General features: G+C 60.8%; 18 protein-coding genes and 1 tRNA gene. 7 read left to right on the top strand and 12 right to left on the bottom strand.

The window, feature by feature from the left end; genetic code table 11:
* The first annotated feature begins 3 nt into the window (after positions 1–3).
* From pal to nadA, 6 genes are all read left to right on the top strand, one after another.
* On the top strand, positions 4–501 hold the full coding sequence (gene pal / locus QIW53_RS05295) for a peptidoglycan-associated lipoprotein Pal (protein ID WP_150772357.1): 498 nt from the start codon (positions 4–6) through the stop codon (positions 499–501).
* Positions 502–507: 6 nt separating this feature from the next.
* Positions 508–1,341, top strand: a complete 834-nt coding sequence (ybgF, locus tag QIW53_RS05290; RefSeq protein WP_371048598.1) for a tol-pal system protein YbgF — start codon at positions 508–510, stop codon at positions 1,339–1,341.
* Positions 1,342–1,506: 165 nt separating this feature from the next.
* The gene (queE, locus tag QIW53_RS05285; RefSeq protein ID WP_192305571.1) at positions 1,507–2,154 is read left to right on the top strand and encodes a 7-carboxy-7-deazaguanine synthase QueE; all 648 of its coding nucleotides are present in this window, start codon (positions 1,507–1,509) and stop codon (positions 2,152–2,154) included.
* 1 nt (position 2,155) lies between these two features.
* Positions 2,156–2,848: a 7-cyano-7-deazaguanine synthase QueC gene (gene queC, locus QIW53_RS05280; RefSeq protein WP_371048597.1), complete on the top strand. Its 693-nt coding sequence runs from the start codon at positions 2,156–2,158 to the stop codon at positions 2,846–2,848.
* 63 nt (positions 2,849–2,911) lie between these two features.
* Positions 2,912–2,987, top strand: a tRNA-Lys gene (locus QIW53_RS05275).
* Positions 2,988–3,250: 263 nt separating this feature from the next.
* Entirely contained in the window at positions 3,251–4,309 is a 1,059-nt protein-coding gene (gene nadA / locus QIW53_RS05270; protein ID WP_371048596.1) for a quinolinate synthase NadA, read from the top strand.
* A gap of 120 nt (positions 4,310–4,429) precedes the next feature.
* Here nadA and QIW53_RS05265 read toward each other — a convergent pair whose 3' ends face one another.
* From QIW53_RS05265 to arcD (QIW53_RS05210), 12 genes are all read right to left on the bottom strand, one after another.
* The gene (locus QIW53_RS05265) at positions 4,430–4,918 is read right to left on the bottom strand and encodes an RDD family protein (protein ID WP_371048595.1); all 489 of its coding nucleotides are present in this window, start codon (positions 4,916–4,918) and stop codon (positions 4,430–4,432) included.
* A 96-nt stretch (positions 4,919–5,014) separates the two neighbouring features.
* A complete protein-coding gene (locus tag QIW53_RS05260; protein WP_003175786.1) occupies positions 5,015–5,227 on the bottom strand; it encodes a cold-shock protein in 213 nt (70 codons plus the stop codon).
* A 391-nt stretch (positions 5,228–5,618) separates the two neighbouring features.
* Positions 5,619–6,743: a glycine cleavage system aminomethyltransferase GcvT gene (gene gcvT, locus QIW53_RS05255; protein ID WP_371048594.1), complete on the bottom strand. Its 1,125-nt coding sequence runs from the start codon at positions 6,741–6,743 to the stop codon at positions 5,619–5,621.
* A gap of 33 nt (positions 6,744–6,776) precedes the next feature.
* Positions 6,777–8,153: an L-serine ammonia-lyase gene (locus QIW53_RS05250; protein ID WP_371048593.1), complete on the bottom strand. Its 1,377-nt coding sequence runs from the start codon at positions 8,151–8,153 to the stop codon at positions 6,777–6,779.
* A 197-nt stretch (positions 8,154–8,350) separates the two neighbouring features.
* Positions 8,351–11,203, bottom strand: a complete 2,853-nt coding sequence (gene gcvP, locus QIW53_RS05245; RefSeq protein ID WP_371048592.1) for an aminomethyl-transferring glycine dehydrogenase — start codon at positions 11,201–11,203, stop codon at positions 8,351–8,353.
* Between the two features lie 11 nt (positions 11,204–11,214).
* Positions 11,215–11,598: a glycine cleavage system protein GcvH gene (gene gcvH, locus QIW53_RS05240; RefSeq protein ID WP_371048591.1), complete on the bottom strand. Its 384-nt coding sequence runs from the start codon at positions 11,596–11,598 to the stop codon at positions 11,215–11,217.
* Between the two features lie 340 nt (positions 11,599–11,938).
* Positions 11,939–13,447: a sigma-54-dependent transcriptional regulator gene (locus QIW53_RS05235; RefSeq protein WP_371048590.1), complete on the bottom strand. Its 1,509-nt coding sequence runs from the start codon at positions 13,445–13,447 to the stop codon at positions 11,939–11,941.
* Between the two features lie 195 nt (positions 13,448–13,642).
* A complete protein-coding gene (locus tag QIW53_RS05230; protein ID WP_371048589.1) occupies positions 13,643–14,005 on the bottom strand; it encodes a DUF5064 family protein in 363 nt (120 codons plus the stop codon).
* Between the two features lie 12 nt (positions 14,006–14,017).
* A complete protein-coding gene (gene arcC, locus QIW53_RS05225) occupies positions 14,018–14,947 on the bottom strand; it encodes a carbamate kinase (protein WP_371048588.1) in 930 nt (309 codons plus the stop codon).
* A gap of 186 nt (positions 14,948–15,133) precedes the next feature.
* Entirely contained in the window at positions 15,134–16,144 is a 1,011-nt protein-coding gene (locus tag QIW53_RS05220) for an ornithine carbamoyltransferase (protein WP_192305593.1), read from the bottom strand.
* A 16-nt stretch (positions 16,145–16,160) separates the two neighbouring features.
* A complete protein-coding gene (gene arcA, locus QIW53_RS05215) occupies positions 16,161–17,417 on the bottom strand; it encodes an arginine deiminase (RefSeq protein ID WP_371048587.1) in 1,257 nt (418 codons plus the stop codon).
* Positions 17,418–17,445: 28 nt separating this feature from the next.
* Positions 17,446–18,873, bottom strand: coding sequence for an arginine-ornithine antiporter (arcD, locus tag QIW53_RS05210; protein ID WP_192305597.1), 1,428 nt, complete (start codon positions 18,871–18,873; stop codon positions 17,446–17,448).
* 460 nt (positions 18,874–19,333) lie between these two features.
* Here arcD (QIW53_RS05210) and arcD (QIW53_RS05205) point away from each other — a divergent pair, with 460 nt between their 5' ends.
* Positions 19,334–20,761 (top strand): arginine-ornithine antiporter, encoded by a 1,428-nt coding sequence (arcD, locus tag QIW53_RS05205; protein WP_371048586.1) that lies wholly within the window; start codon positions 19,334–19,336, stop codon positions 20,759–20,761.
* Positions 20,762–20,773: the final 12 nt, after the last annotated feature.

Here is a 20,773-nt window from a genome sequence, read left to right as displayed (position 1 = left end):
ACGATGGAAATGCTGAAGTTTGGTAAATTTGCTGCGCTGGCTCTGGCCATGGCTGTAGCTGTAGGTTGCTCGTCCAAAGGCGGCGACAACGCCGGTGAAGGCGCTGTTGATCCAAACGCTGGTTACGGCGCTAACACTGGTGCTGTTGACGGCTCCCTGAGCGAAGAAGCTGCTCTGCGCGCAATCACCACCTTCTACTTCGAATACGACAGCTCGGACCTGAAGCCAGAAGCCATGCGCTCCCTGGACGTTCACGCCAAGGACCTGAAAGCAAACGGCGCTCGCGTTGTTCTGGAAGGCAACACCGACGAACGTGGTACTCGTGAGTACAACATGGCACTGGGCGAGCGTCGTGCGAAAGCCGTTCAGCGCTACCTGGTACTGCAAGGTGTTTCCCCAGCTCAGCTGGAACTCGTTTCCTACGGCGAAGAGCGTCCAGTTGCTACCGGCAACGACGAGCAGTCCTGGGCTCAAAACCGTCGCGTCGAACTGCGTAAGTAATTCGATATGCGAACGTGCCGTCGTGCTGTAACTGTATTGGCTCTCAGTCTCGCACCGCTTGCGGTGTGGGCTGCGGTTCCTGTGGTCGAGGACAACTCCGGCTATAACAATAGCGGGAGCAGTTATCCGCCTGCGGGTTACGGTACGAACGGCGCCTATGCCGGGGGAGGGGTTACGGCCCCTGCCTCGGCACAGGGTATGCTGTTCAATCAACTGCAACAGATGCAGGATCAGATATCGCGCCAGCAAGGTGTGATTGAAGAGCTGCAGAATCAAGTTTCGCGCATGAAGCAGGAATCCCTGGAGCGATACCAGGATCTTGATCGGCGCATCGGATCCGGCGTTGCACCCGCCGCGACTCCTGATAATTCTTCCACCGGTGGCGACGCCGCCGGTGCAGCAGCCGGCGCCGGAGCGACCGCCGCTGCTACTCAAGCGCCTGCCGCCGGTAGCGAACCGGCTGATCCGGCGAAGGAAAAGCTGTATTACGACGCAGCCTTCGACCTGATCAAGGCCAAGGACTTCGACAAGGCCAGCCAGGCTTTCAGCGCTTTCCTGCGTAAGTACCCGAACAGCCAGTACGCCGGCAATGCCCAGTACTGGTTGGGCGAAGTGAACCTGGCCAAGGGCGATCTGCAAGGCGCAGGTCAGGCTTTTGCCAAGGTTTCGCAGTTGTACCCCAAGCACAACAAGGTGCCTGATTCGCTGTACAAGCTGGCTGATGTGGAACGCCGCCTGGGTCATCAGGACAAGGTCAAAGGTATTCTGCAACAAGTTGTGTCCCAATATCCGGGCACTTCCGCTGCTCAGTTAGCTCAACGCGATCTGCAGCGCATGTAATCTGCTTGAGCTGTCTGGAAGAAACCCGCGCTTGTCGCGGGTTTTTTCGTTAGAATTCACGCCCTTTTTATGAAACACGCTTTTTGGGGCCTGCGCGTTGGCGGGGTTCCTTGAAGTGCCTGACGGAGGCGGACAGCCTGTTTAGCTGTTACGCCCGTGGCGACTATGCAAGACACATTGAGAATCACCGAAGTTTTCTACTCGTTGCAGGGGGAAACGCGGACTGCCGGGCTGCCCACTGTTTTTGTGCGCCTGACCGGTTGCCCTCTGCGTTGCCAATACTGCGACAGCGCCTACGCGTTTTCCGGCGGGACCGTACGCACCCTCGACGATATCCTCGAGCAGGTCGCGGGCTTTCGCCCGCGTTACGTGTGCGTCACCGGCGGTGAGCCGCTGGCGCAACCCAACGCCATCCCCTTGCTCAAGCAGCTGTGCGACGCCGGTTACGAAGTGTCACTGGAAACCAGTGGTGCACTGGACATCTCGGCGGTCGATCCACGGGTCAGCCGTGTCGTCGACCTCAAGACCCCGGACTCGAAGGAAGCGCACCGTAACCGCTACGAGAACATCGAGCTGCTCACGCCCAATGACCAGGTGAAATTTGTCATCTGTTCGCGCGAAGACTATGACTGGGCGGTCTCCAAGCTGATTCAGTACGGACTGGAGCGGCGTGCCGGCGAAGTCCTGTTCTCCCCAAGCCACCATGACCTGAATGCACGGGACCTGGCGGATTGGGTGGTGGCCGACAACCTGCCGGTCCGTTTGCAATTGCAGCTGCATAAATATCTTTGGAACGACGAGCCGGGGCGCTGACATGATTGAACACACCAATGCTGCACCAAAACGCGCGGTCATCCTGCTGTCCGGTGGCCTCGACTCGGCAACGGTCGTGGCCATGGCGCGGGCACAGGGCTACGAGTGCTACACCATGAGCTTCAACTACGGTCAGCGCTCCCACGCCGAGCTGCATGCGGCCGAACGCGTTGCCCGGGACCTGGGCGTGGTCGAGCACAAGGTGATTGGCCTGGATTTGAACGGCATGGGCGGTTCGGCGCTCACCGACACCCGCATCGATGTGCCGGAAGAAGCCGGTGAAGGTATTCCGGTGACCTATGTACCGGCCCGCAACACCGTGTTCCTGTCCCTGGCCCTGGGCTGGGCCGAAGTGCTCGGTGCGCGTGACATTTTCATCGGTGTAAACGCCGTGGATTACTCCGGCTACCCGGACTGCCGTCCCGAGTTCATCGAATCCTTCGAACGCATGGCCAACCTCGCGACCAAGGCCGGCGTCGAAGGCAAGGGTTTCCGCATTCAGGCGCCGCTGCAGAACCTGAGCAAGGCGCAAATCGTTGAGGCGGGTGTGAAGCTTGGCGTCGATTACGGGCTGACCGTTTCCTGCTATCAGGCCGATAACGCGGGGCGTGCCTGTGGCAAATGCGACAGCTGCAGACTGCGTGCGGAAGGCTTCGCAGCGGCGGGAATCAGCGATCCAACCCCTTATTTTTGATTTATTTCAAATAAGGTGTTGAATAACCTATAAAAATCAGTATTATACGCGCCACCACACAGCGGGTCGTTAGCTCAGTTGGTAGAGCAGTTGGCTTTTAACCAATTGGTCGTAGGTTCGAATCCCACACGACCCACCATTTTTGTAGTTTTAAAAGTCTGGAAGGCCCACGCAAGTGAGGATTTCCGGATTTTTTTTTGCCTGCGATTCAGGGTTGCCCCCATGCGAGGCGGCTGCACATGACCCACGTCAGAATCACCTTTTGCATCCGCCGGATATTCTGTAGCCTTGCGCAGCTTCACCGTGCCTGATGAATACCCACTTTCCCGGCGGTGCCCTTGAGGGTCCGGAGCCGGGTGTATACTCGACTTTCGCGCGAATGCGCCTGCAGGTCTTGCGAACATGACGCAGATTTCCGAACGCCTTCTGGTTCAAGCCCACCTCGATGCCAAACAGCCCAAACCGCTGACGGTTGAGGAAGAGGCTCATTACCGTGCTGCCATCGCTGCCGAGCTCAAGGCTCAGGACGCCGTGCTGGTGGCCCACTTCTACTGTGATCCGATCATCCAGGCGCTGGCCGAAGAGACCGGCGGCTGTGTTTCCGATTCCCTGGAAATGGCCCGCTTCGGCAATGCTCATCCGGCCAAGACCGTGGTGGTTGCCGGCGTCAAGTTCATGGGTGAAACCGCCAAGATCCTCAACCCCGAAAAGCGTGTGCTGATGCCGACGCTGGAAGCGACCTGCTCGCTGGACCTGGGTTGCCCGGTGGAGGAATTCTCGGCGTTCTGCGATCAGCACCCGGAACGCACCGTGGTGGTGTACGCCAATACCTCGGCCGCGGTCAAAGCCCGGGCAGATTGGGTTGTAACCTCCAGCTGCGCGCTGGAGATCGTCGAAAGCCTGATGGACAACGGCGAAACCATCATCTGGGGCCCGGACAAGCACCTGGGCACCTACATCCAGCGCCAGACCGGCGCGGACATGCTGCTGTGGGATGGCGCCTGCATCGTTCACGAAGAGTTCAAGTCCAAGCAGCTCGAAGACATGAAGGCGCTGTACCCCGACGCCGCCATCCTGGTGCACCCGGAGTCGCCGACCTCGGTGATCGAACTGGCGGATGCCGTCGGCTCGACCAGCCAACTGATCGCGGCGGCGCAGTCACTGCCGAACAAGACGCTGATCGTCGCCACTGACCGAGGCATCTTCTACAAGATGCAGCAGCTGTGTCCGGACAAGATCTTTATCGAGGCGCCTACGGCCGGTAATGGCGCGGCGTGCCGCAGCTGTGCACATTGCCCATGGATGGCGATGAATACGCTCGAGCGCACGCTCAAGTGCCTGAAAGAGGGGAGCAACGAGATCTTTGTCGACCCGGCATTGATTCCCCAGGCGATCCGCCCGCTCAAGCGCATGCTGGATTTCACTCAGGCCGCACGGATGAAGCTGGCCGGTAACGCGTAACGTCCGTCAGTCGGTAAAAATGTGGGAGCGGGCTTGCTCGCGAAGGCCGTCAGTCGACTTAGGCGCTGACTGGTACATTCGCCAGCAGGCCCGCTCCCACAATGGTTTTTACGCTGTAAATTATTTGGTCTTCTTCGGAATCCGCACCAGTTCGGTGCCCGAGTACATGTCATGCCAACTGCGTTTCTGTTTATCGAACAGTGCCCAGAAGAACCCGAGGCCAACGCACAGCAGTGATGCAATGGACACGATAAAGCGCAGCAGCGCCTGCCACAGGCTGATGGAGGAGCCGTCGGCGTTTTGCACGCGGATGCACCACACCTGCATGCCCAGGGTCTGACCGGACAGGGTCCAGAACTTGGCGAAGAAACCGAACAGCACGAACAGCAGCACGGTCGAGAGCAACGGGTCGCCATCCAGCGCGCCGGCTTCGGTGAGTGCGCGCATCCTGTCCTCGCCGATGATCGCCATCTGGATCATCTTGTAGAGGCCGCTGGTCACGATCAGCAGGGCGGTGCACAGCAGGAAGTCATAGAACATCGCTGCCAGGCGACGACCCAGGGTCGCGGCGGGAAAATCGCCCTGTGGTTTGAGCAGGTGTTTCGACATGACAGGGGTCCCTGGAAAAAAGAAGCCCATTTTACGGATTTACGCGCACAAAAAAGCCCCTGATGTCAGCATCAGGGGCTTTTTCGTTACAGAAGATCAGGCTTCTGCTTGTACTTCGTCAGCCTGCATGCCTTTCTGGCCTTGCACGGCGACGAAAGTCACTTTCTGGCCTTCTTTCAGGCTCTTGAAGCCGTTGCCCTGGATAGCGCGGAAATGCACGAACAGATCCGGACCGCTTTCTGGAGTGATAAAACCAAAACCTTTCTCGTCGTTAAACCACTTGACGGTACCGCTCTGACGTTGGGACATTTCTTATTTCCTTTGACGCTAAATTAATGACAGCCTCCTTCTTGTGAAAGAGTACTGGGGCTGGTTGCAGGAGAGTAAGAAGACGTCGAACGGGATGTAGCTAACTTGTAGGCTACTGCCCAGGTCACGATTCCAAGCGACCCATGCAAACACAGTGAGCAAACTCTACGCCAACTATGGGAGAAAAAACAAGCCCCGCGAGAGGCCCGGTTTTACTCGGTTTGGTGGCGTTAGGCAGCCTACTGCAGGCATCTTATTCAGGAATAGCGTTCAATCGTTTTCGAACGTTATAAGCAACGTTCATAAACGAAGGTAATGCACTGTTTTATGGCGGTTGCGTTACACATTAGTGCACTGTTAACGCAACCGCGTTACTTATAGAAACAGTCAATCAACCGCGATAGTAGCGTTGTGGGACAAATGGCATTTTGCTTACAAGCAGTGACACCTTTTTCCCACGTACGATCGCCCAGACTGGCGTGTCGATAGCGGTGTAGGCGCTGTCCAGGTAACCCATGGCCAGTGGTGCGCCCAGGGTCGGACCGAAACCGCCGCTGCACACGCTGCCGATGATATCGCCGGCTTCGTTGACGATTTCTGCGCCCTCACGCACCGGGGTGCGTTCCTGAGGCAGAAGGCCGACGCGCTTGCGGCTGACGCCGGCTTGCTGTTGGCCGAAGATCGCCTCGGCGCCCGGGAAGCCGCCAGCACGCGCGCCGTCGGCACGACGTGGTTTGGAGATGGCCCACAGCAGGCTCGCTTCGATCGGGCTGGTGTCGGTGTTCATGTCGTGGCCATAGAGGCACAGGCCGGCTTCCAGGCGTAACGAGTCCCGGGCACCGAGGCCGATGGCTTCGACTTCCGGCTCGGCGAGCAGGGCGCGGGCCAGGGCTTCGGCGCTGCTGGCTGGCACGGAGATTTCGAACCCGTCTTCACCGGTATAACCCGAGCGGCTGACGTAGCAGTCCACGCCCAGCAGTTTCACGCGGGTGAATTGCATGAAGGTCATCTTCGCCACTTGCGGGGCCAGGCGTGCGAGTACGGTCACGGCGGCGGGGCCTTGCAAGGCCAGCAGCGCGCGTTCCTCGAACAGCGGCTCGACGGTGCATTGCTCGCCGATGTGTTTGCGCAGGTGCGCCAGGTCCTGCTCCTTGCAGGCAGCGTTGACCACCAGGAACAGTTCGTCGTTACCCAGGTTGGCGACCATCAGGTCGTCGAGAATGCCGCCGGTTTCGTTGGTGAACATTGCGTAGCGCTGCATGCCCACGGGCAGGTCGAGGATGTCCACTGGCACCAGGCTTTCCAGTGCTTTTGCGGCATGCGCACCGCTCAGGCGGATCTGGCCCATGTGCGATACGTCGAACAGGCCGGCCTGATCACGGGTGTGCTGGTGTTCCTTCATCACGCCCAGAGGGTATTGCACCGGCATGTCGTAGCCGGCGAACGGCACCATACGGGCGCCAAGTTCGATGTGCAGGGCGTGCAACGGGGTTTTCAACAGTTGTTCGGTGGACATATCCAGCTCCTGTAGATCGTGCGGATGCGTGCATCAGCACTCGATAATGTTGACCGCCAAACCGCCTCGGGCGGTTTCCTTGTATTTGCTTTTCATGTCGGCGCCTGTCTGGCGCATGGTGCGGATGACCTTGTCGAGCGAGACAAAATGTTGCCCGTCGCCGCGCATGGCCATGCGCACCGCATTGATGGCCTTGACCGAGCCCATGGCGTTGCGCTCGATGCAGGGGACTTGCACCAGCCCGCCAATCGGGTCGCAGGTCAGGCCGAGGTTGTGTTCCATGCCGATCTCGGCGGCGTTTTCCACTTGCTGCACGCTGCCGCCCAGCACTTCGCACAACGCGCCGGCGGCCATCGAGCACGCCACCCCGACTTCACCCTGGCAACCGACTTCGGCGCCGGAGATCGAGGCGTTTTCCTTGTAGAGAATGCCGATGGCCGCAGCCGTCAGCAGGAAGCGCACCACACCGTCTTCGTTGGCACCGGGGATGAAGCGCATGTAGTAATGCAGCACGGCCGGAATGATGCCCGCCGCGCCATTGGTGGGCGCCGTGACCACGCGTCCGCCGTTGGCGTTTTCTTCGTTGACCGCCAGGGCGTACAGGTTGACCCAGTCCAGCACGGACAGCGGGTCACGCAACGAGGATTCCGGGTTCTTGCACAGCTGTCGATGCAGTGCCGCTGCCCGGCGTTTGACCTTGAGCCCGCCGGGCAAGATGCCTTCGTTGCGACAGCCGGCGTCGACGCAGTCCTGCATCACTTGCCAGATCTTCAGCAGGCCGGCGCGAGTCTCCGCTTCCGGACGCCAGGCACTTTCGTTGGTCAGCATCACCTGGCTGATCGACAGGCCATAGGTGGTGCAATGCCCCAGCAATTGCTTGGCCATGGTGAACGGGAAGGTCAGGGGAGTGGCGTCTTCGACGATGCGGTCGGCACCGGCAGCGTCTTCATCGACCACGAAGCCACCCCCGACCGAGTAGTATTCGCGGCTGCGAATCTGCAGGCCCGCCGCGTCGAATGCACGGAAGATCATGCCATTGGGGTGATAGGCCAGCGGCTTGCGGATCATCGCCAGGTGTTCTTTTTCGTTGAACGCGATGCTGTGTTCGCCCAGCAGGTTCAAGCGACCGTTGCCGCGAATATCCAGCAGGCGGGCGGCAACGGTTTCGGTGTTCACGGTATCCGGGTGTTCGCCTTCCAGGCCCAGCAACACGGCCTTGTCGCTGCCGTGACCCTTGCCGGTGGCGCCCAGCGAGCCGTAGAGCTCGACCTTGACGCAGGTGGTGGCGGCCAGCAGGGCGTCACGCCGCAACCCTTCGGCGAAGCGAGCGGCTGCGCGCATCGGGCCGACGGTGTGGGAACTGGAGGGGCCGATGCCAATCTTGAACAGGTCGAACACGCTTAAAGACATGGTTGTTCTCCGGTTTCTTGTTATGGGTATTGGCGCGTTTGAAATTTGATGCACATTCCCTGTGGGAGCGGGCTTGCTCGCGAAAGCGGTGTGTCAGTTGAGGCAGATGGGACTGACACCCCGCTTTGGCGAGCAAGCCCGCTCCCACAGGGGGGCATTTCAGTGATGCGAGGTCAGCTGACTGACCCCTCATTCATTCAAGCGTAGCTTTCGATCGACGGGCAGGCGCACACCAGGTTGCGGTCGCCGAAAACGTTGTCGACGCGACCGACCGGTGGCCAGTATTTGCCTTCGATCAGCGACGCAACCGGGTACACCGCCTGCTCGCGGCTGTAGGGGTGCGACCACTCGCCGACCAGCTCCGCCGCCGTGTGCGGGGCGTTTTTCAGCGGGTTGTCATCCTTGTCGAGGGTGCCGTTTTCCACCGCGCGGATTTCTTCGCGGATGCGGATCATGGCGTCGCAGAAGCGGTCCAGTTCTTCTTTGGATTCACTTTCGGTCGGCTCGATCATCAGCGTGCCGGCGACCGGGAACGACATGGTCGGGGCGTGGAAGCCGAAATCGATCAGGCGCTTGGCCACGTCATCGACGCTGATGCCGCTGCTGTCTTTCAGCGGGCGCAGGTCGAGGATGCATTCGTGCGCCACCAGGCCGTTGCTGCCGGTGTAGAGCACCGGGTAGTGCTCTTCGAGGCGGCGGGAAATGTAGTTGGCATTGAGGATCGCCAGCTGCGAAGCCCGCTTCAGGCCGGCGCCACCCATCATGCGGATGTACATCCAGGTGATCGGCAGGATGCTCGCGCTGCCGAACGGCGCTGCGCAGACCGCGCCTTCCTTGCGTTCCATCTGCGCGTGGCCCGGCAGGAATGGCGCCAGGTGCGATTTCACGCCAATCGGGCCGACGCCCGGGCCGCCACCGCCGTGAGGGATGCAGAAGGTCTTGTGCAGGTTCAGGTGCGAGACGTCGCCGCCGAACTTGCCCGGTGCGCAGAGGCCGACCATTGCGTTCATGTTGGCGCCGTCGATGTACACCTGGCCGCCGTTGTCATGAATGATGCCGCAGATTTCGCGGATGCCTTCCTCGAACACGCCGTGGGTCGACGGGTAGGTGATCATCAGCGCGGCGAGGTGCTCGCGGTGCTCGATGGCCTTGGCGCGCAGGTCTTCGATATCGACGTTGCCACGGGCATCGCACGCGGTCACGACGACCCGCATGCCGGCCATCTGGGCGGTGGCCGGGTTGGTGCCGTGGGCGGACGACGGGATCAGGCAGATGTCGCGACGGTCTTCGCCACGGCTCTGGTGGTAGGCACGAATGGCCAGCAGGCCGGCGTATTCACCTTGGGAGCCGGCGTTCGGTTGCAGCGAGATCGAGTCGTAACCGGTGGCGGCGCACAGCATCGCTTCCAGTTCGTCGGTCAGTTGCTGGTATCCGGCGCTTTGCTCGGCCGGCGCGAAGGGGTGCAGGGCGCCGAACTCGGCCCAGGTCACCGGGATCATTTCGCTGGCGGCGTTGAGTTTCATGGTGCAGGAGCCCAGCGGGATCATGGTGCGATCCAGCGCCAGGTCCTTGTCGGCGAGCTTGCGCAGGTAGCGCATCAGCTCGGTTTCCGAGTGGTAACGGTTGAACACCGGGTGGCTGAGGATCGGCGACTGGCGAACCAGCGCGGCCGGGACGCTGCTTTGTACAGTGGCAGCCAGCGCAGCGAAGTCCGGCAGCGCCTTGCCTTCGGCCAGCAGGGCCCACAGGGTTTCCACGTCCGCTTGAGACGAGGTTTCGTCAAGGGACAGGCCCAGGCGTTCGGCATCGACCACGCGCAGGTTGATCTGCTGGGCGCGCGCCTTGTCGTGCAGGCGGGCAGTGTTCGCGCCGGTGTTCAGCGTCAGGGTATCGAAGAAGTGGGCTTGCTCGACGACCAGGCCCAGGGCGCTCAGGCCTTTGGCCAGGATCGCGGTCAGGTGATGGATGCGCTGGGCAATCTGCGTCAGGCCTTTGGGGCCATGGTAAACGGCGTACATGCTGGCGATGTTGGCCAGCAGCACTTGTGCGGTGCAGATGTTGCTGGTGGCTTTCTCGCGACGGATGTGTTGCTCGCGGGTCTGCATGGCCAGGCGCAGGGCCGGCTTGCCGAAACGGTCCACGGACACGCCGACCAGACGGCCCGGCATGTCGCGCTTGAACGCGTCCTTGGTGGAGAAGTACGCCGCGTGCGGGCCACCGAAGCCCAGCGGTACGCCGAAGCGTTGCGCGCTGCCGATGGACACGTCGGCGCCGAACTCGCCCGGCGGGGTGAGCAGGGTCAGGGCCAGCAGGTCGGCCGCGACGGCCACCAGGGCGTTGGCGGCGTGGAAGCGTTCGGTCAGTTCGCGGTAGTCGAACAGGTCACCGTTGCTCGCCGGGTACTGCAACAGGGCGCCAAAGAACGGCGTCACGTCGCTCAGTTCGCGCTCGTCACCGACGACCACGTCAATGCCCAGCGGCTCGGCGCGGGTGCGCAGCACGTCGAGGGTCTGCGGGTGGCAATGGGCGGAAGCGAAGAACTGGTGGCTGCCCTTGTTCTTGCTCAGGCGTTTGCAGAAGGTCATGGCTTCGGCGGCAGCGGTGGCTTCGTCAAGCAGGGAGGCGTTGGCGATCGGCAGGCCGGTGAGGTCGCTGATCAGGGTCTGGAAGTTCAGCAACGCTTCGAGGCGGCCCTGGGAAATTTCTGGCTGGTACGGGGTGTACGCGGTGTACCAGGCCGGGTTTTCCAGCAGGTTGCGCAGGATCGGCGCCGGCGTGTGGGTGCCGTAGTAACCCTGGCCGATGAAGGTCTTGAACAGTTGGTTCTTGCCGGCGATGCCCTTGATCAGCGCCAGGGCGTCGGCTTCACTAAGGCCGTCATCCATATCGAGCACGCTGGTGCCTTTGATGCTTTCCGGAATCACGCTGGCGCTCAACGCTTCCAGCGAGTCGAAACCGAGGCTGTTGAGCATGGCTTGCTCATCGCCGGAGCGCGGGCCGATGTGACGGGCGATGAATTCGTTGGCGGTGCTCAGGTTGACTTGAGTCATGTGCGTGCTCCTCAGGCTTCGGCGTTGGCTTTGATCAGGCGGTCGTAGGCGTCCTGGTCGAGCAGTTTGGCCACCGCCGAGGCGTCGGCCGGCTGAAAGCGGAAGAACCAGCCTTCGCCCAGCGGGTCTTCGTTGACCAGTTCAGGGCTGCTGTCCAGCGCCGGATTGACTTCCAGGACTTCGCCATCGAGGGGCATGTATACGCCGCTGGCGGCCTTGACCGATTCCACGGTGGCGGCTTCTGCGCCTTTTTCATAAGCCTGCAGCTCGGGCAGTTGTACGAAAACCACGTCGCCCAGGGCGTTCTGTGCGAAGGCCGTGATGCCGACGGTAACGCTGCCGTCTGCTTCGGCGCGCAGCCATTCGTGATCTTCAGTAAAACGCAACTCGCTCATGGAAACTCCTAAGGGGCCAGACTCGTCTGGTGGACGCAGTGGAAAGGCTTGGGGCTAAAGCCCTGCTTTTAATAAGGACGATACTTAGCAAGAACACGGCCAATGTTTTTTTATCGTTATAAAACAATGAGTTATGTTTTATGAGGGGCGCGTAAAATGGTCGATGTGTAGCGAAATCGCTACACGCAGGGGCGCGGATAAAAGCGTAGTGGGATCAAAGCCTTGCGCGGCGCTGATTGGGGATGGGTGTAGCGATATCGTTCCGCTGTAGCGCTTTCAGTACAGCGGATGTCGTTTTGGGACTATCTAAAATCTTGTGCATACCCTTGCGGGAGCGGGCCTATGCCTTATTGGGAATCCCGTACTTGCGCAGCCGATGGGCAATCGCCGTGTGCGAGGTTTGCAGGCGGCTGGCCAGTTGCCGGGTCGAGGGGTAGCTGACGTAGAGCTTTTCCAGCAAGGTCTTCTCGAACGCTTCCATCGCCTGTTCCAGGCTGTCGACTTCGCTGTCGTTCTGGCGCGCCACGGAGGTGCCGGCGATGTCGAGGTCGCCGATGTCCACCAGGGGGCTTTCGCAGATGGCGGCGGCGCGGAAGATCACGTTCTGCAATTGACGGACGTTGCCCGGCCAGCGGTTACCCAGCAGCGCCGGATACGTGCCCGGTGCCAGTCGGCAGACCGGGCGCTGGATCTGCGCACAGGCCTGCTGCATGAAATAGCGGGCCAGCAACAGGATGTCCTGGCCCCGTTCGCGCAGCGGCGGGACCTCGACGTTGAGGACATTGAGGCGATAGAACAGGTCTTCACGGAACGCGCCTTCGCTGACCATCTTTTCCAGGTCGCGGTGGGTGGCGCTGAGGATGCGCACATTGACCTTGACCTCGCGATCGCCGCCGACCCGGCGGAAACTGCCGTCATTGAGAAACCGCAGCAGTTTGGCCTGCAAGTACGGCGACATCTCGCCGATCTCGTCGAGAAACACCGTGCCCTGGTTCGCCAGCTCCATCAGTCCCGGTTTACCGCCCCGTTGCGCGCCGGTGAAGGCGCCGGGGGCATAGCCGAACAGCTCGCTCTCGGCGAGGTTTTCCGGCAGTGCCGCACAGTTCAGGGCGAGGAACGGCGCACTGTGGCGCGTGCTGATGGCGTGGCAGGCGCGGGCCACCAATTCTTTGCCGGTGCCGGTTTCCCCCTGGATCAGCAGCGGCGCATCCAGCGCCGCCACCCGTTGGGCCCGGGCCTTGAGGGTGCGGATCGCCGGAGATTCGCCGATCAGCGCATCGAAGCCTTCGGCATGGTCGTGGTGCAGCGCCGACAGGCGTTCGCCGATCCGGTTCGGCTGGTAGAGCGTCAGCAGCGCGCCGGCGTCGGTGATGGGCGTCGCGTCCAGCAGCAGGGTCTGGCCATTGAGCGTGATCTCCCGTAGCGGCAAGCGGAAGCCTTGTTCCAGCAAGGCGTCGAGCAGCGCCGGATCGGCAAACAGCTCGGCCACGCTTTCACCGGCCGGTTCACGACCGTACAGGGCGATCAGGGCGGGGTTGGCCAGCAGCACCTTGCCGGCACTGTCCAGGGCCAGAACCGGATCGGTCATGGCAGCCAGCAAGGCGTCGAGTTGCAAGTGACGGCGCTGGCCGGGAAGGATGTCGACCACCGTCATCGCCTGCACGCCGCGCACGCTGAGCAGTGCGTCGCGCAGCTCTTCGAGGACTTCGGGGCTCAGGGTCGGGGCGTCGATGTACACGTTGGGCGGCACCATTTCCACCGCATCCAGATTGAGGTTGCGCCCACCGAGCAAGGCCAGGACTTCCTGGGTAATGCCGACGCGGTCGATGAAGCTGACGTGGATACGCATGGGGCGGTTTTCAATCTGACGAGCGGAGGGTGGCAAGTATGCCTTGGGGCGGGGGATTGGTGAAATCCCTGTAGGAGCGAGCATGTCGAGGCGTCGAACCGTCGCGATGGTCGTCAACGATGACGCTGGCATCCTGATGCCCCGCGGTGCCTGATACTCCATCGCGAGCATGCTCGCTCCTACAGGGGGGCGGCGTTATTCGAGGTGCTCGGGTTTGACCGGGTCGCCGGATTTCATGTTCAGTTGCACGCGCACGTCCTCGAACATTGCGTCGTAGTGTTTATGGATCGAGCCGATGCTGCTGTGGACTTTGGGAATGCCGTATTTCTCGGCGATTTTCGTCACGTTGCTGGCGAAGTTGTAAGCCTGGTCCTTGGGCAGGTAGAACGACTCCTTCACGTCCTTGCCTTGAATGCTGCCATGCAGGGTGAAGAGCATCCCTTTGCCTTCCTTGGGATCCTGCGTGACCTCATAGTCGATGCAGATGTTGTAGCTGACGTCGTCAGCGGTAAGCGCGTGGCGCTCGATGTGCAAGTGACCGGGCTCGAACGTTGCCATTGACGTTTCTCCTTATAGGTAAGTTATCCCGGGCTTCGCCGTACTGATGCGCGTGCCGGCGCTGCCCTGGACGATCGCCTCGATGTCCGACAGTGAACCGATCACCGCCGTTTTTCCAGTATGGCGTGCGAACTCGCAGGCTGCCTGAACCTTGGGGCCCATGGAGCCGGCGGCGAAACCGAGCTTTTCGATTTCGTCGGGATGAGCGTAGCTGATGGCTTTCTGGGTCGGTTTGCCAAAGTCGATGTACGCGCCGTTGACGTCGGTGGCGATCACCAGCAGATCGCTCTCGAGCTGTTCGGCCAGCAGCGCCGAGCACAGGTCCTTGTCGATCACGGCTTCGACGCCTTGCAGTTTGCCCTGGGCGCCATACATCGTCGGGATGCCGCCACCACCGGCACAAATCACGATGCTGCCTTTTTCCAGCAGCCATTTGATCGGGCGAATCTCGAAGATGCGCTTGGGCCGTGGGCTGGCCACCACGCGGCGGAACTTGTCGCCGTCCGGGGCAATCGCCCAGCCTTTTTCGGCGGCGAGTTTTTCCGCTTCGGCCTTGGCGTACACCGGGCCGATGGGTTTGGTCGGGTTCTGGAACGCCGGGTCGTTGGCGTCGACTTCAACCTGGGTCAGCAAGGTGGCGAAGGGCACTTCAAAGTCCAGCAGGTTGCCCAGTTCCTGTTCGATGATGTAGCCGATCATGCCTTCGGTTTCGGCGCCGAGCACGTCCAGCGGGTAGGGCGAAACCGAGGTGTAGGCCGCCGCCTGCAGCGACAGCAGGCCCACCTGGGGGCCATTGCCGTGGGCGATGACCAGTTGATTGCCAGCGTGGACCTTGGCGATTTGCTCGGTGGCAATGCGGATGTTGGCACGCTGGTTGTCCGCGGTCATGGGTTCACCGCGGCGGAGCAGGGCGTTACCGCCCAGAGCTACGACGATACGCATAATGCAGTCCTTCTAAACAGTGAGTTCGCATGCGCCCGTCTTCCGATTGAAACCGGATCGACTGTGGGAGCGTGCTTGCTCGCGAAGGCGGTGGATCAGTCGCAATTTTTTCGCCTGAACAATCGCCTTCGCGAGCAAGCCCGCTCCCACATTGGCCGTGTTTCGTCCGTGAGAGCGGGGATGCCGTTATAGATCAGCCAAGGTCGACACCAGGATCGCCTTGATCGTGTGCATGCGGTTTTCCGCCTGCTCGAAGGCAATGCAGGCCGGCGACTCGAACACGTCGTCGGTGACCTCGATGCCGTTCTTCAGGTGCGGATACTGCTCGGCAATCTGCTTGCCGACCTTGGTATCGCTGTTGTGGAACGCCGGCAGGCAGTGCATGAACTTGGTGCGCGGGTTGCCGGTGGCTTTCATCAACTCGGCGTTGACCTGATAGGGCAGCAGTTGCTGGATACGTTCGGCCCAGGCTTCGACGGGCTCGCCCATCGACACCCAGACGTCGGTGTGGATGAAGTCCACGCCCTTGACCGCCGCTTTCGGATCTTCGGTCAGGGTGATGCGCGCGCCGCTTTCCTCGGCGTATTTGTTGCAGCGCTCAACCAGGTCGTCATGGGGCCACAGAGCCTTGGGCGCGCAGATGCGCACGTCCATGCCCAGCTTGGAACCGACCAGGAGCAGCGAGTTGCCCATGTTGTTGCGGGCATCACCAAGGTAGGCGTAGCTGATCTCGTGGATGGGCTTGTCGGCGTGCTCACGCATGGTCAACACGTCGGCGATCATCTGTGTCGGGTGGTACTCGTCGGTCAGGCCGTTGAACACCGGCACGCCGGCGAACTTGGCCAGTTCCTCGACGATTTCCTGCTTGAAGCCACGGTACTCGATGGCGTCGTACATGCGCCCGAGGACGCGGGCGGTGTCCTTCATGCTTTCCTTGTGGCCGATTTGCGAAGAGTTGGGGTCGATGTAGGTGACGTTGGCCCCCTGGTCATAGGCCGCGACTTCGAACGCGCAACGGGTGCGGGTCGAGGTTTTCTCGAAGATCAGCGCGATGTTGTTGCCCTTGAGATGCTGCTGTTCGGTGCCGGTGTACTTGGCGCGCTTGAGGTCGCGGGACAGGTCGAGCAGGTAACGCAATTCGCGAGGGGTGTGGTGTTCCAGGCTCAGCAGATTGCGGTTATGAATATTGAAAGCCATGTCGGATCTCCAGAAATCAGTAATCGATCGGGTCGCGGATGATCGGGCAGGTCATGCAGTGGCCACCGCCACGTCCACGTCCCAGTTCACCGGCGCTGATGGTGATGACTTCCACCCCGGCCTTGCGCAACAGGGTGTTGGTGTAGGTGTTGCGGTCATAGCCGATCACCACGCCGGGCTCGACGGCGACCACGTTATTGCCGTCGTCCCATTGCTCGCGTTCGGCGGCGAAGCTGTTGCCGCCGGTTTCCACGACGCGCAACGCCTTGAGGTTGAGGGCGGCCGCCACGGTATCGAGGAAGTTGCTTTGTTCGCGGCGGATATCGATGTGCCCTGGTTTGCTTTCGTCAGGGCGCAGGGTGAAGGCGACGATCTGGTTCACCACCTCGGGGAAGATCGTCACAAGGTCGCGGTCGCAGAAGCTGAACACGGTGTCCAGGTGCATCGCCGCGCGGGATTTGGGCAGGCCGGCGACGATCACGCGTTCCACCGCCTTGTTCTTGAACAGGTTCAATGCCAGTTGGCCGATGGCCTGGCGGGACGAGCGTTCGCCCATGCCGATCAGCACCACGCCGTTACCGATCGGCATCACGTCACCGCCTTCGAGGGTGGCGCTGCCGTGGTCCTGGTCCGGGGCGCCGTACCAGATCTCGAAGTCGGCGTTGGTGAACTGCGGGTGGAACTTGTAGATGGCGGTGGTCAGCAGGGTTTCCTGGCGACGCGCCGGCCAGTACATCGGGTTCAACGTCACGCCACCGTAGATCCAGCAGGTGGTGTCGCGGGTGAACTGGGTATTGGGCAGCGGCGGCAGGATGAAGCTGGAATGACCGAGAAAGTCGCGGAACATCTTGATGGTCTCGCCGCCGAAACTGTCCGGCAGGTCATCGGCGGACACGCCGCCAATCAGGAATTCCGCCGCTTTGCGCGGTTCCAGGCTTTTCAGCCACGATTTGACTTCATTGATCAGGCCCAGGCCGACCGAGTTGCCGGTGACCTTGCGCTCCAGGATCCAGTCCAGCGCTTCGGGGATGGCGACGATGTCGGTCAGCAGGTTGTGCATTTCCAGCACATCGATTCCGCGCTCGCGCATTTTGGTGACGAAATCGAAATGGTCACGCTTGGCCTGGGCCACCCACAGCACATCATCGAAAAGCAGTTCGTCACAGTTGTTCGGGGTCAGCCGCTGGTGGGCCAGGCCGGGGGAGCAAACCATGACTTTGCGCAGTTTGCCGGCTTCGGAATGTACGCCGTACTTAACTTTTTCCGTGGTCATTACAGTGATCCTCCAGACAAAACAATCGTTACAGGGTCAGGAAACCGTCGTACAGCCCGTACGCCGCCACCAGGGCGCCGACGATGACTGCCGCGAAGATCAGCTTCTCGACGTTGGTGAAAACCGGTTTGTTGACTTCAAGCTTGGCCTTGGCGAACAGGATCGCGCCGGGGGCATAGAGCAAGGCCGACAGCAGCAGGTATTTGACGCCACCGGCGTAGATCAGCCAGATCGCGTAGATCAGGGCGACAGCGCCGATGAACAGGTCTTTGCTGCGCTCGGACGCCGCGTTCTCGTAACTCTCGCCACGCACCGCCAACAGCAATGCATACGCGGCCGACCACAGGTAAGGCACCAGGATCATCGAGGTGGCGAGGTAGATCAGCGACAGGTAGGTGCTGGCCGAAAACAGCGTGATGATCAGGAACAGCTGCACCATGGCGTTGGTCAGCCACAGGGCATTGACCGGCACATGGTTGGCGTTTTCCTTGCGCAGGAACTCCGGCATGGTGTGGTCCTTGGCGGCAGCGAACATGATCTCCGCACACAACAGCACCCACGACAGCAGCGCACCCAGCAGCGAGATGATCAGGCCGACGCTGATCAATACCGCCCCCCAATGCCCGACCACGTGTTCCAGCACGGCCGCCATCGACGGGTTCTGCAGTTTGGCCAGTTCCGGCTGAGTCATGATGCCCAGCGACAGCACGTTCACCAGCACCAGAAACAGCAGTACGGTGATGAAGCCGATCACGGTGGCTTTACCGACGTCGCTGCGTTTTTCCGCGCGGGCCGAGAAAATGCTTGCACCCTCGATGCCGATGAACACCCAGACGGTGACCAGCATCATGTTGCGCACCTGGTTCATCACACTGCCCAGGTCGGGGTTTTTCACGCCCCAGATGTCAGCGGTGAAGATGTCCAGCTTGAAGGCGAAAAGCGCGATCAGGACAAACAGCAGCAGCGGCACGACCTTGGCGACGGTGGTCACCAGGTTGATGAACGCCGCTTCCTTGATCCCGCGCAGCACCAGGAAATGCACGGCCCACAACAGCACCGAGGCGCCGATCACCGCGGCCGGGGTGTTGCCCTCCCCGAACACCGGGAAAAAGTAGCCCAGGGTACTGAACAGCAAAACGAAGTAACCGACGTTGCCCAGCCAGGCGCTGATCCAGTACCCCCAGGCGGACGAGAAACCCATGTAGTCGCCGAATCCGGCCTTGGCGTAGGCATAGACACCGCCGTCCAGATCGGGTTTGCGATTGGCCAGGGTCTGGAACACGAAGGCCAGGGTCAGCATGCCAACCGCAGTGATTGCCCACCCGATCAGCACGGCACCGACATCGGCACTGGCCGCCATGTTCTGCGGCAGGGAAAAGATCCCGCCACCGATCATCGAGCCAACAACCAACGCAACAAGTGCACCAAGTTTCAGTTTTCCGGGAGCTTCAGACATCGCATGACTCCAGTGCAGGAGAAGAGAGACAACAGAATAAATCTGTTAGCAATTCAATCGTCTGACATAGATCAGTGCATGGGTACATTCCATTGATAATGAAGCGCTTATGAAACCTTCCAGGGCATAAGGGGGAATCGCCGGAGAAGCCCTGTCCAGAGGCCTTGGTCAAATAAAATGGAAACAACAGCGTTTAACCCGAACTTTTAAGCTAGTTCTTTTTCCGTTTTGTGCAAATTTTGTCGGGCTTTTTGGATTTTGAAACGCTTTGTAAAAATCAACCGACAAAATCACGCTCTTCGCCAACGCTTATAGAATCATTGGCTATAAATAAGAGGCGAACTTTGGCGTTATTCAATAAACGTTATTACCCTGTCCCTATTTAGTTAAATCCCATCATGTGACGGTTTCTCGATCATGGTTAATCTCCCGGCTCGATCGGGAAAATGGAGACGCAGGCATGTCGCAACCGACGCAAAAGCTCCGCCTGAGCGCGCTGATCGCGCTGGTGGTGGGTTCGATGATTGGCGGGGGGATCTTTTCCCTGCCCCAGAACATGGCCGCCCGCGCCGATGCCGGTGCGATCCTGATCGGCTGGGCGATCACCGCCGTGGGCATGCTGACCCTGGCCTTCGTGTTCCAGACCCTGGCCAACCGCAAGCCCGAACTGGATTCCGGGGTCTACGCCTACGCCAAGGCGGGGTTTGGCGACTACATGGGTTTCTCGTCCGCCTGGGGGTACTGGATCAGTGCCTGGCTGGGCAACGTCGGTTACTTCGTTCTGCTGTTCAGCACCCTGGGCTATTTCTTCCCGGTGTTTGGCCAGGGCAACACGCCCGTCGCCATCGGCTGCGCGTCGGTGTTGCTGTGGGCCGTGCATTTTCTGGTGATGCGCGGAATCAAGGAGGCGACCTTCATCAATCAGCTGACCACCGTGGCCAAGATCGTCCCGTTGATCATGTTCATCGTCATCGCTGCGGTCGCCTTCAAGGCCGAGGTCTTCACCCGTGACATCTGGGGGCGCAGCAATCCGAATTTTGGCGGCGTGATGGACCAGGTGCGCAACATGATGCTGGTGACCGTGTTCGTGTTCATCGGCATCGAAGGCGCCAGCGTGTATTCGGCGCGGGCGGAAAAGCGCGCGGATGTCGGGCGGGCGACGGTCATCGGTTTTCTCGGGGTGCTGGCGCTGCTGGTGCTGGTGAACGTGCTGTCGCTGGGCATCATGAGCCAACCGGAACTGGCCAACCTGCAGAACCCTTCGCTGGCGGCGGTACTGGAACACATCGTCGGGCCCTGGGGCGCGTTGCTGATCAGCGTCGGCCTGGCGATTTCGCTGCTGGGCGCGCTGTTGTCCTGGGCGCTGCTGTGCGCCGAGATTCTGTTCGCCACCGCCAAGGACAAGACCATGCCGGCGTTCCTGAAAAAGGAAAATGCCAACCATGTGCCGGTCAATGCGCTGTGGCTGACCAACGTGATGATCCAGATTTTCCTGCTGATCACGCTGTTCTCCGCCGGTACTTACACCAGCCTGATCTACCTCGCATCCTCGATGATCCTGGTGCCGTACCTGTGGTCGGCGGCCTATGCCGTGTTGTTGAGCGGGCGGGGGGAAACCTACGAGCATGCGTCGGCGGAACGCACCAAGGACCTGATGATCGGCGGCATTGCCCTGGGGTACGCGGTCTGGCTGTTGTATGCCGGCGGGATGAAGTATTTGCTGCTGTCGGCGCTGCTGTACGCGCCGGGGGTGATTCTGTTTGCCAAGGCCAAACACGAGCAGGGCGAACCGCTGTTCACCCACATTGAAAAAGGCATTTTCACCTGCGTGATCATCGGCGCCGGGTTGGCGGCCTATGGCTTGTACAGTGGGTTGTTGGCGCTTTGACTGATGCTGGTC

The sequence above is a fragment of the Pseudomonas fluorescens genome, assembly GCF_041354075.1.
GTDB lineage: Bacteria > Pseudomonadota > Gammaproteobacteria > Pseudomonadales > Pseudomonadaceae > Aquipseudomonas > Aquipseudomonas fluorescens_CE.
This window is presented reverse-complemented; position numbering and strand designations above follow the sequence as displayed.

Coding starts and splice junctions, on each gene's coding strand:
- pal (WP_150772357.1), top strand. CDS start 4: ATGGAAATGCTGAAGTTTGGTAAATTTGCTGCGCTGGCTCTGGCCATG.
- arcA (WP_371048587.1), bottom strand. CDS start 17,417: ATGACCACGGAAAAAGTTAAGTACGGCGTACATTCCGAAGCCGGCAAA.
- ybgF (WP_371048598.1), top strand. CDS start 508: ATGCGAACGTGCCGTCGTGCTGTAACTGTATTGGCTCTCAGTCTCGCA.
- queC (WP_371048597.1), top strand. CDS start 2,156: ATGATTGAACACACCAATGCTGCACCAAAACGCGCGGTCATCCTGCTG.
- gcvT (WP_371048594.1), bottom strand. CDS start 6,743: ATGTCCACCGAACAACTGTTGAAAACCCCGTTGCACGCCCTGCACATC.
- arcD (WP_192305597.1), bottom strand. CDS start 18,873: ATGTCTGAAGCTCCCGGAAAACTGAAACTTGGTGCACTTGTTGCGTTG.
- QIW53_RS05235 (WP_371048590.1), bottom strand. CDS start 13,447: ATGCGTATCCACGTCAGCTTCATCGACCGCGTCGGCATTACCCAGGAA.
- QIW53_RS05230 (WP_371048589.1), bottom strand. CDS start 14,005: ATGGCAACGTTCGAGCCCGGTCACTTGCACATCGAGCGCCACGCGCTT.
- arcC (WP_371048588.1), bottom strand. CDS start 14,947: ATGCGTATCGTCGTAGCTCTGGGCGGTAACGCCCTGCTCCGCCGCGGT.
- QIW53_RS05260 (WP_003175786.1), bottom strand. CDS start 5,227: ATGTCCCAACGTCAGAGCGGTACCGTCAAGTGGTTTAACGACGAGAAA.
- nadA (WP_371048596.1), top strand. CDS start 3,251: ATGACGCAGATTTCCGAACGCCTTCTGGTTCAAGCCCACCTCGATGCC.
- QIW53_RS05265 (WP_371048595.1), bottom strand. CDS start 4,918: ATGTCGAAACACCTGCTCAAACCACAGGGCGATTTTCCCGCCGCGACC.
- QIW53_RS05250 (WP_371048593.1), bottom strand. CDS start 8,153: ATGTCTTTAAGCGTGTTCGACCTGTTCAAGATTGGCATCGGCCCCTCC.
- queE (WP_192305571.1), top strand. CDS start 1,507: ATGCAAGACACATTGAGAATCACCGAAGTTTTCTACTCGTTGCAGGGG.
- gcvP (WP_371048592.1), bottom strand. CDS start 11,203: ATGACTCAAGTCAACCTGAGCACCGCCAACGAATTCATCGCCCGTCAC.
- QIW53_RS05220 (WP_192305593.1), bottom strand. CDS start 16,144: ATGGCTTTCAATATTCATAACCGCAATCTGCTGAGCCTGGAACACCAC.
- gcvH (WP_371048591.1), bottom strand. CDS start 11,598: ATGAGCGAGTTGCGTTTTACTGAAGATCACGAATGGCTGCGCGCCGAA.
- arcD (WP_371048586.1), top strand. CDS start 19,334: ATGTCGCAACCGACGCAAAAGCTCCGCCTGAGCGCGCTGATCGCGCTG.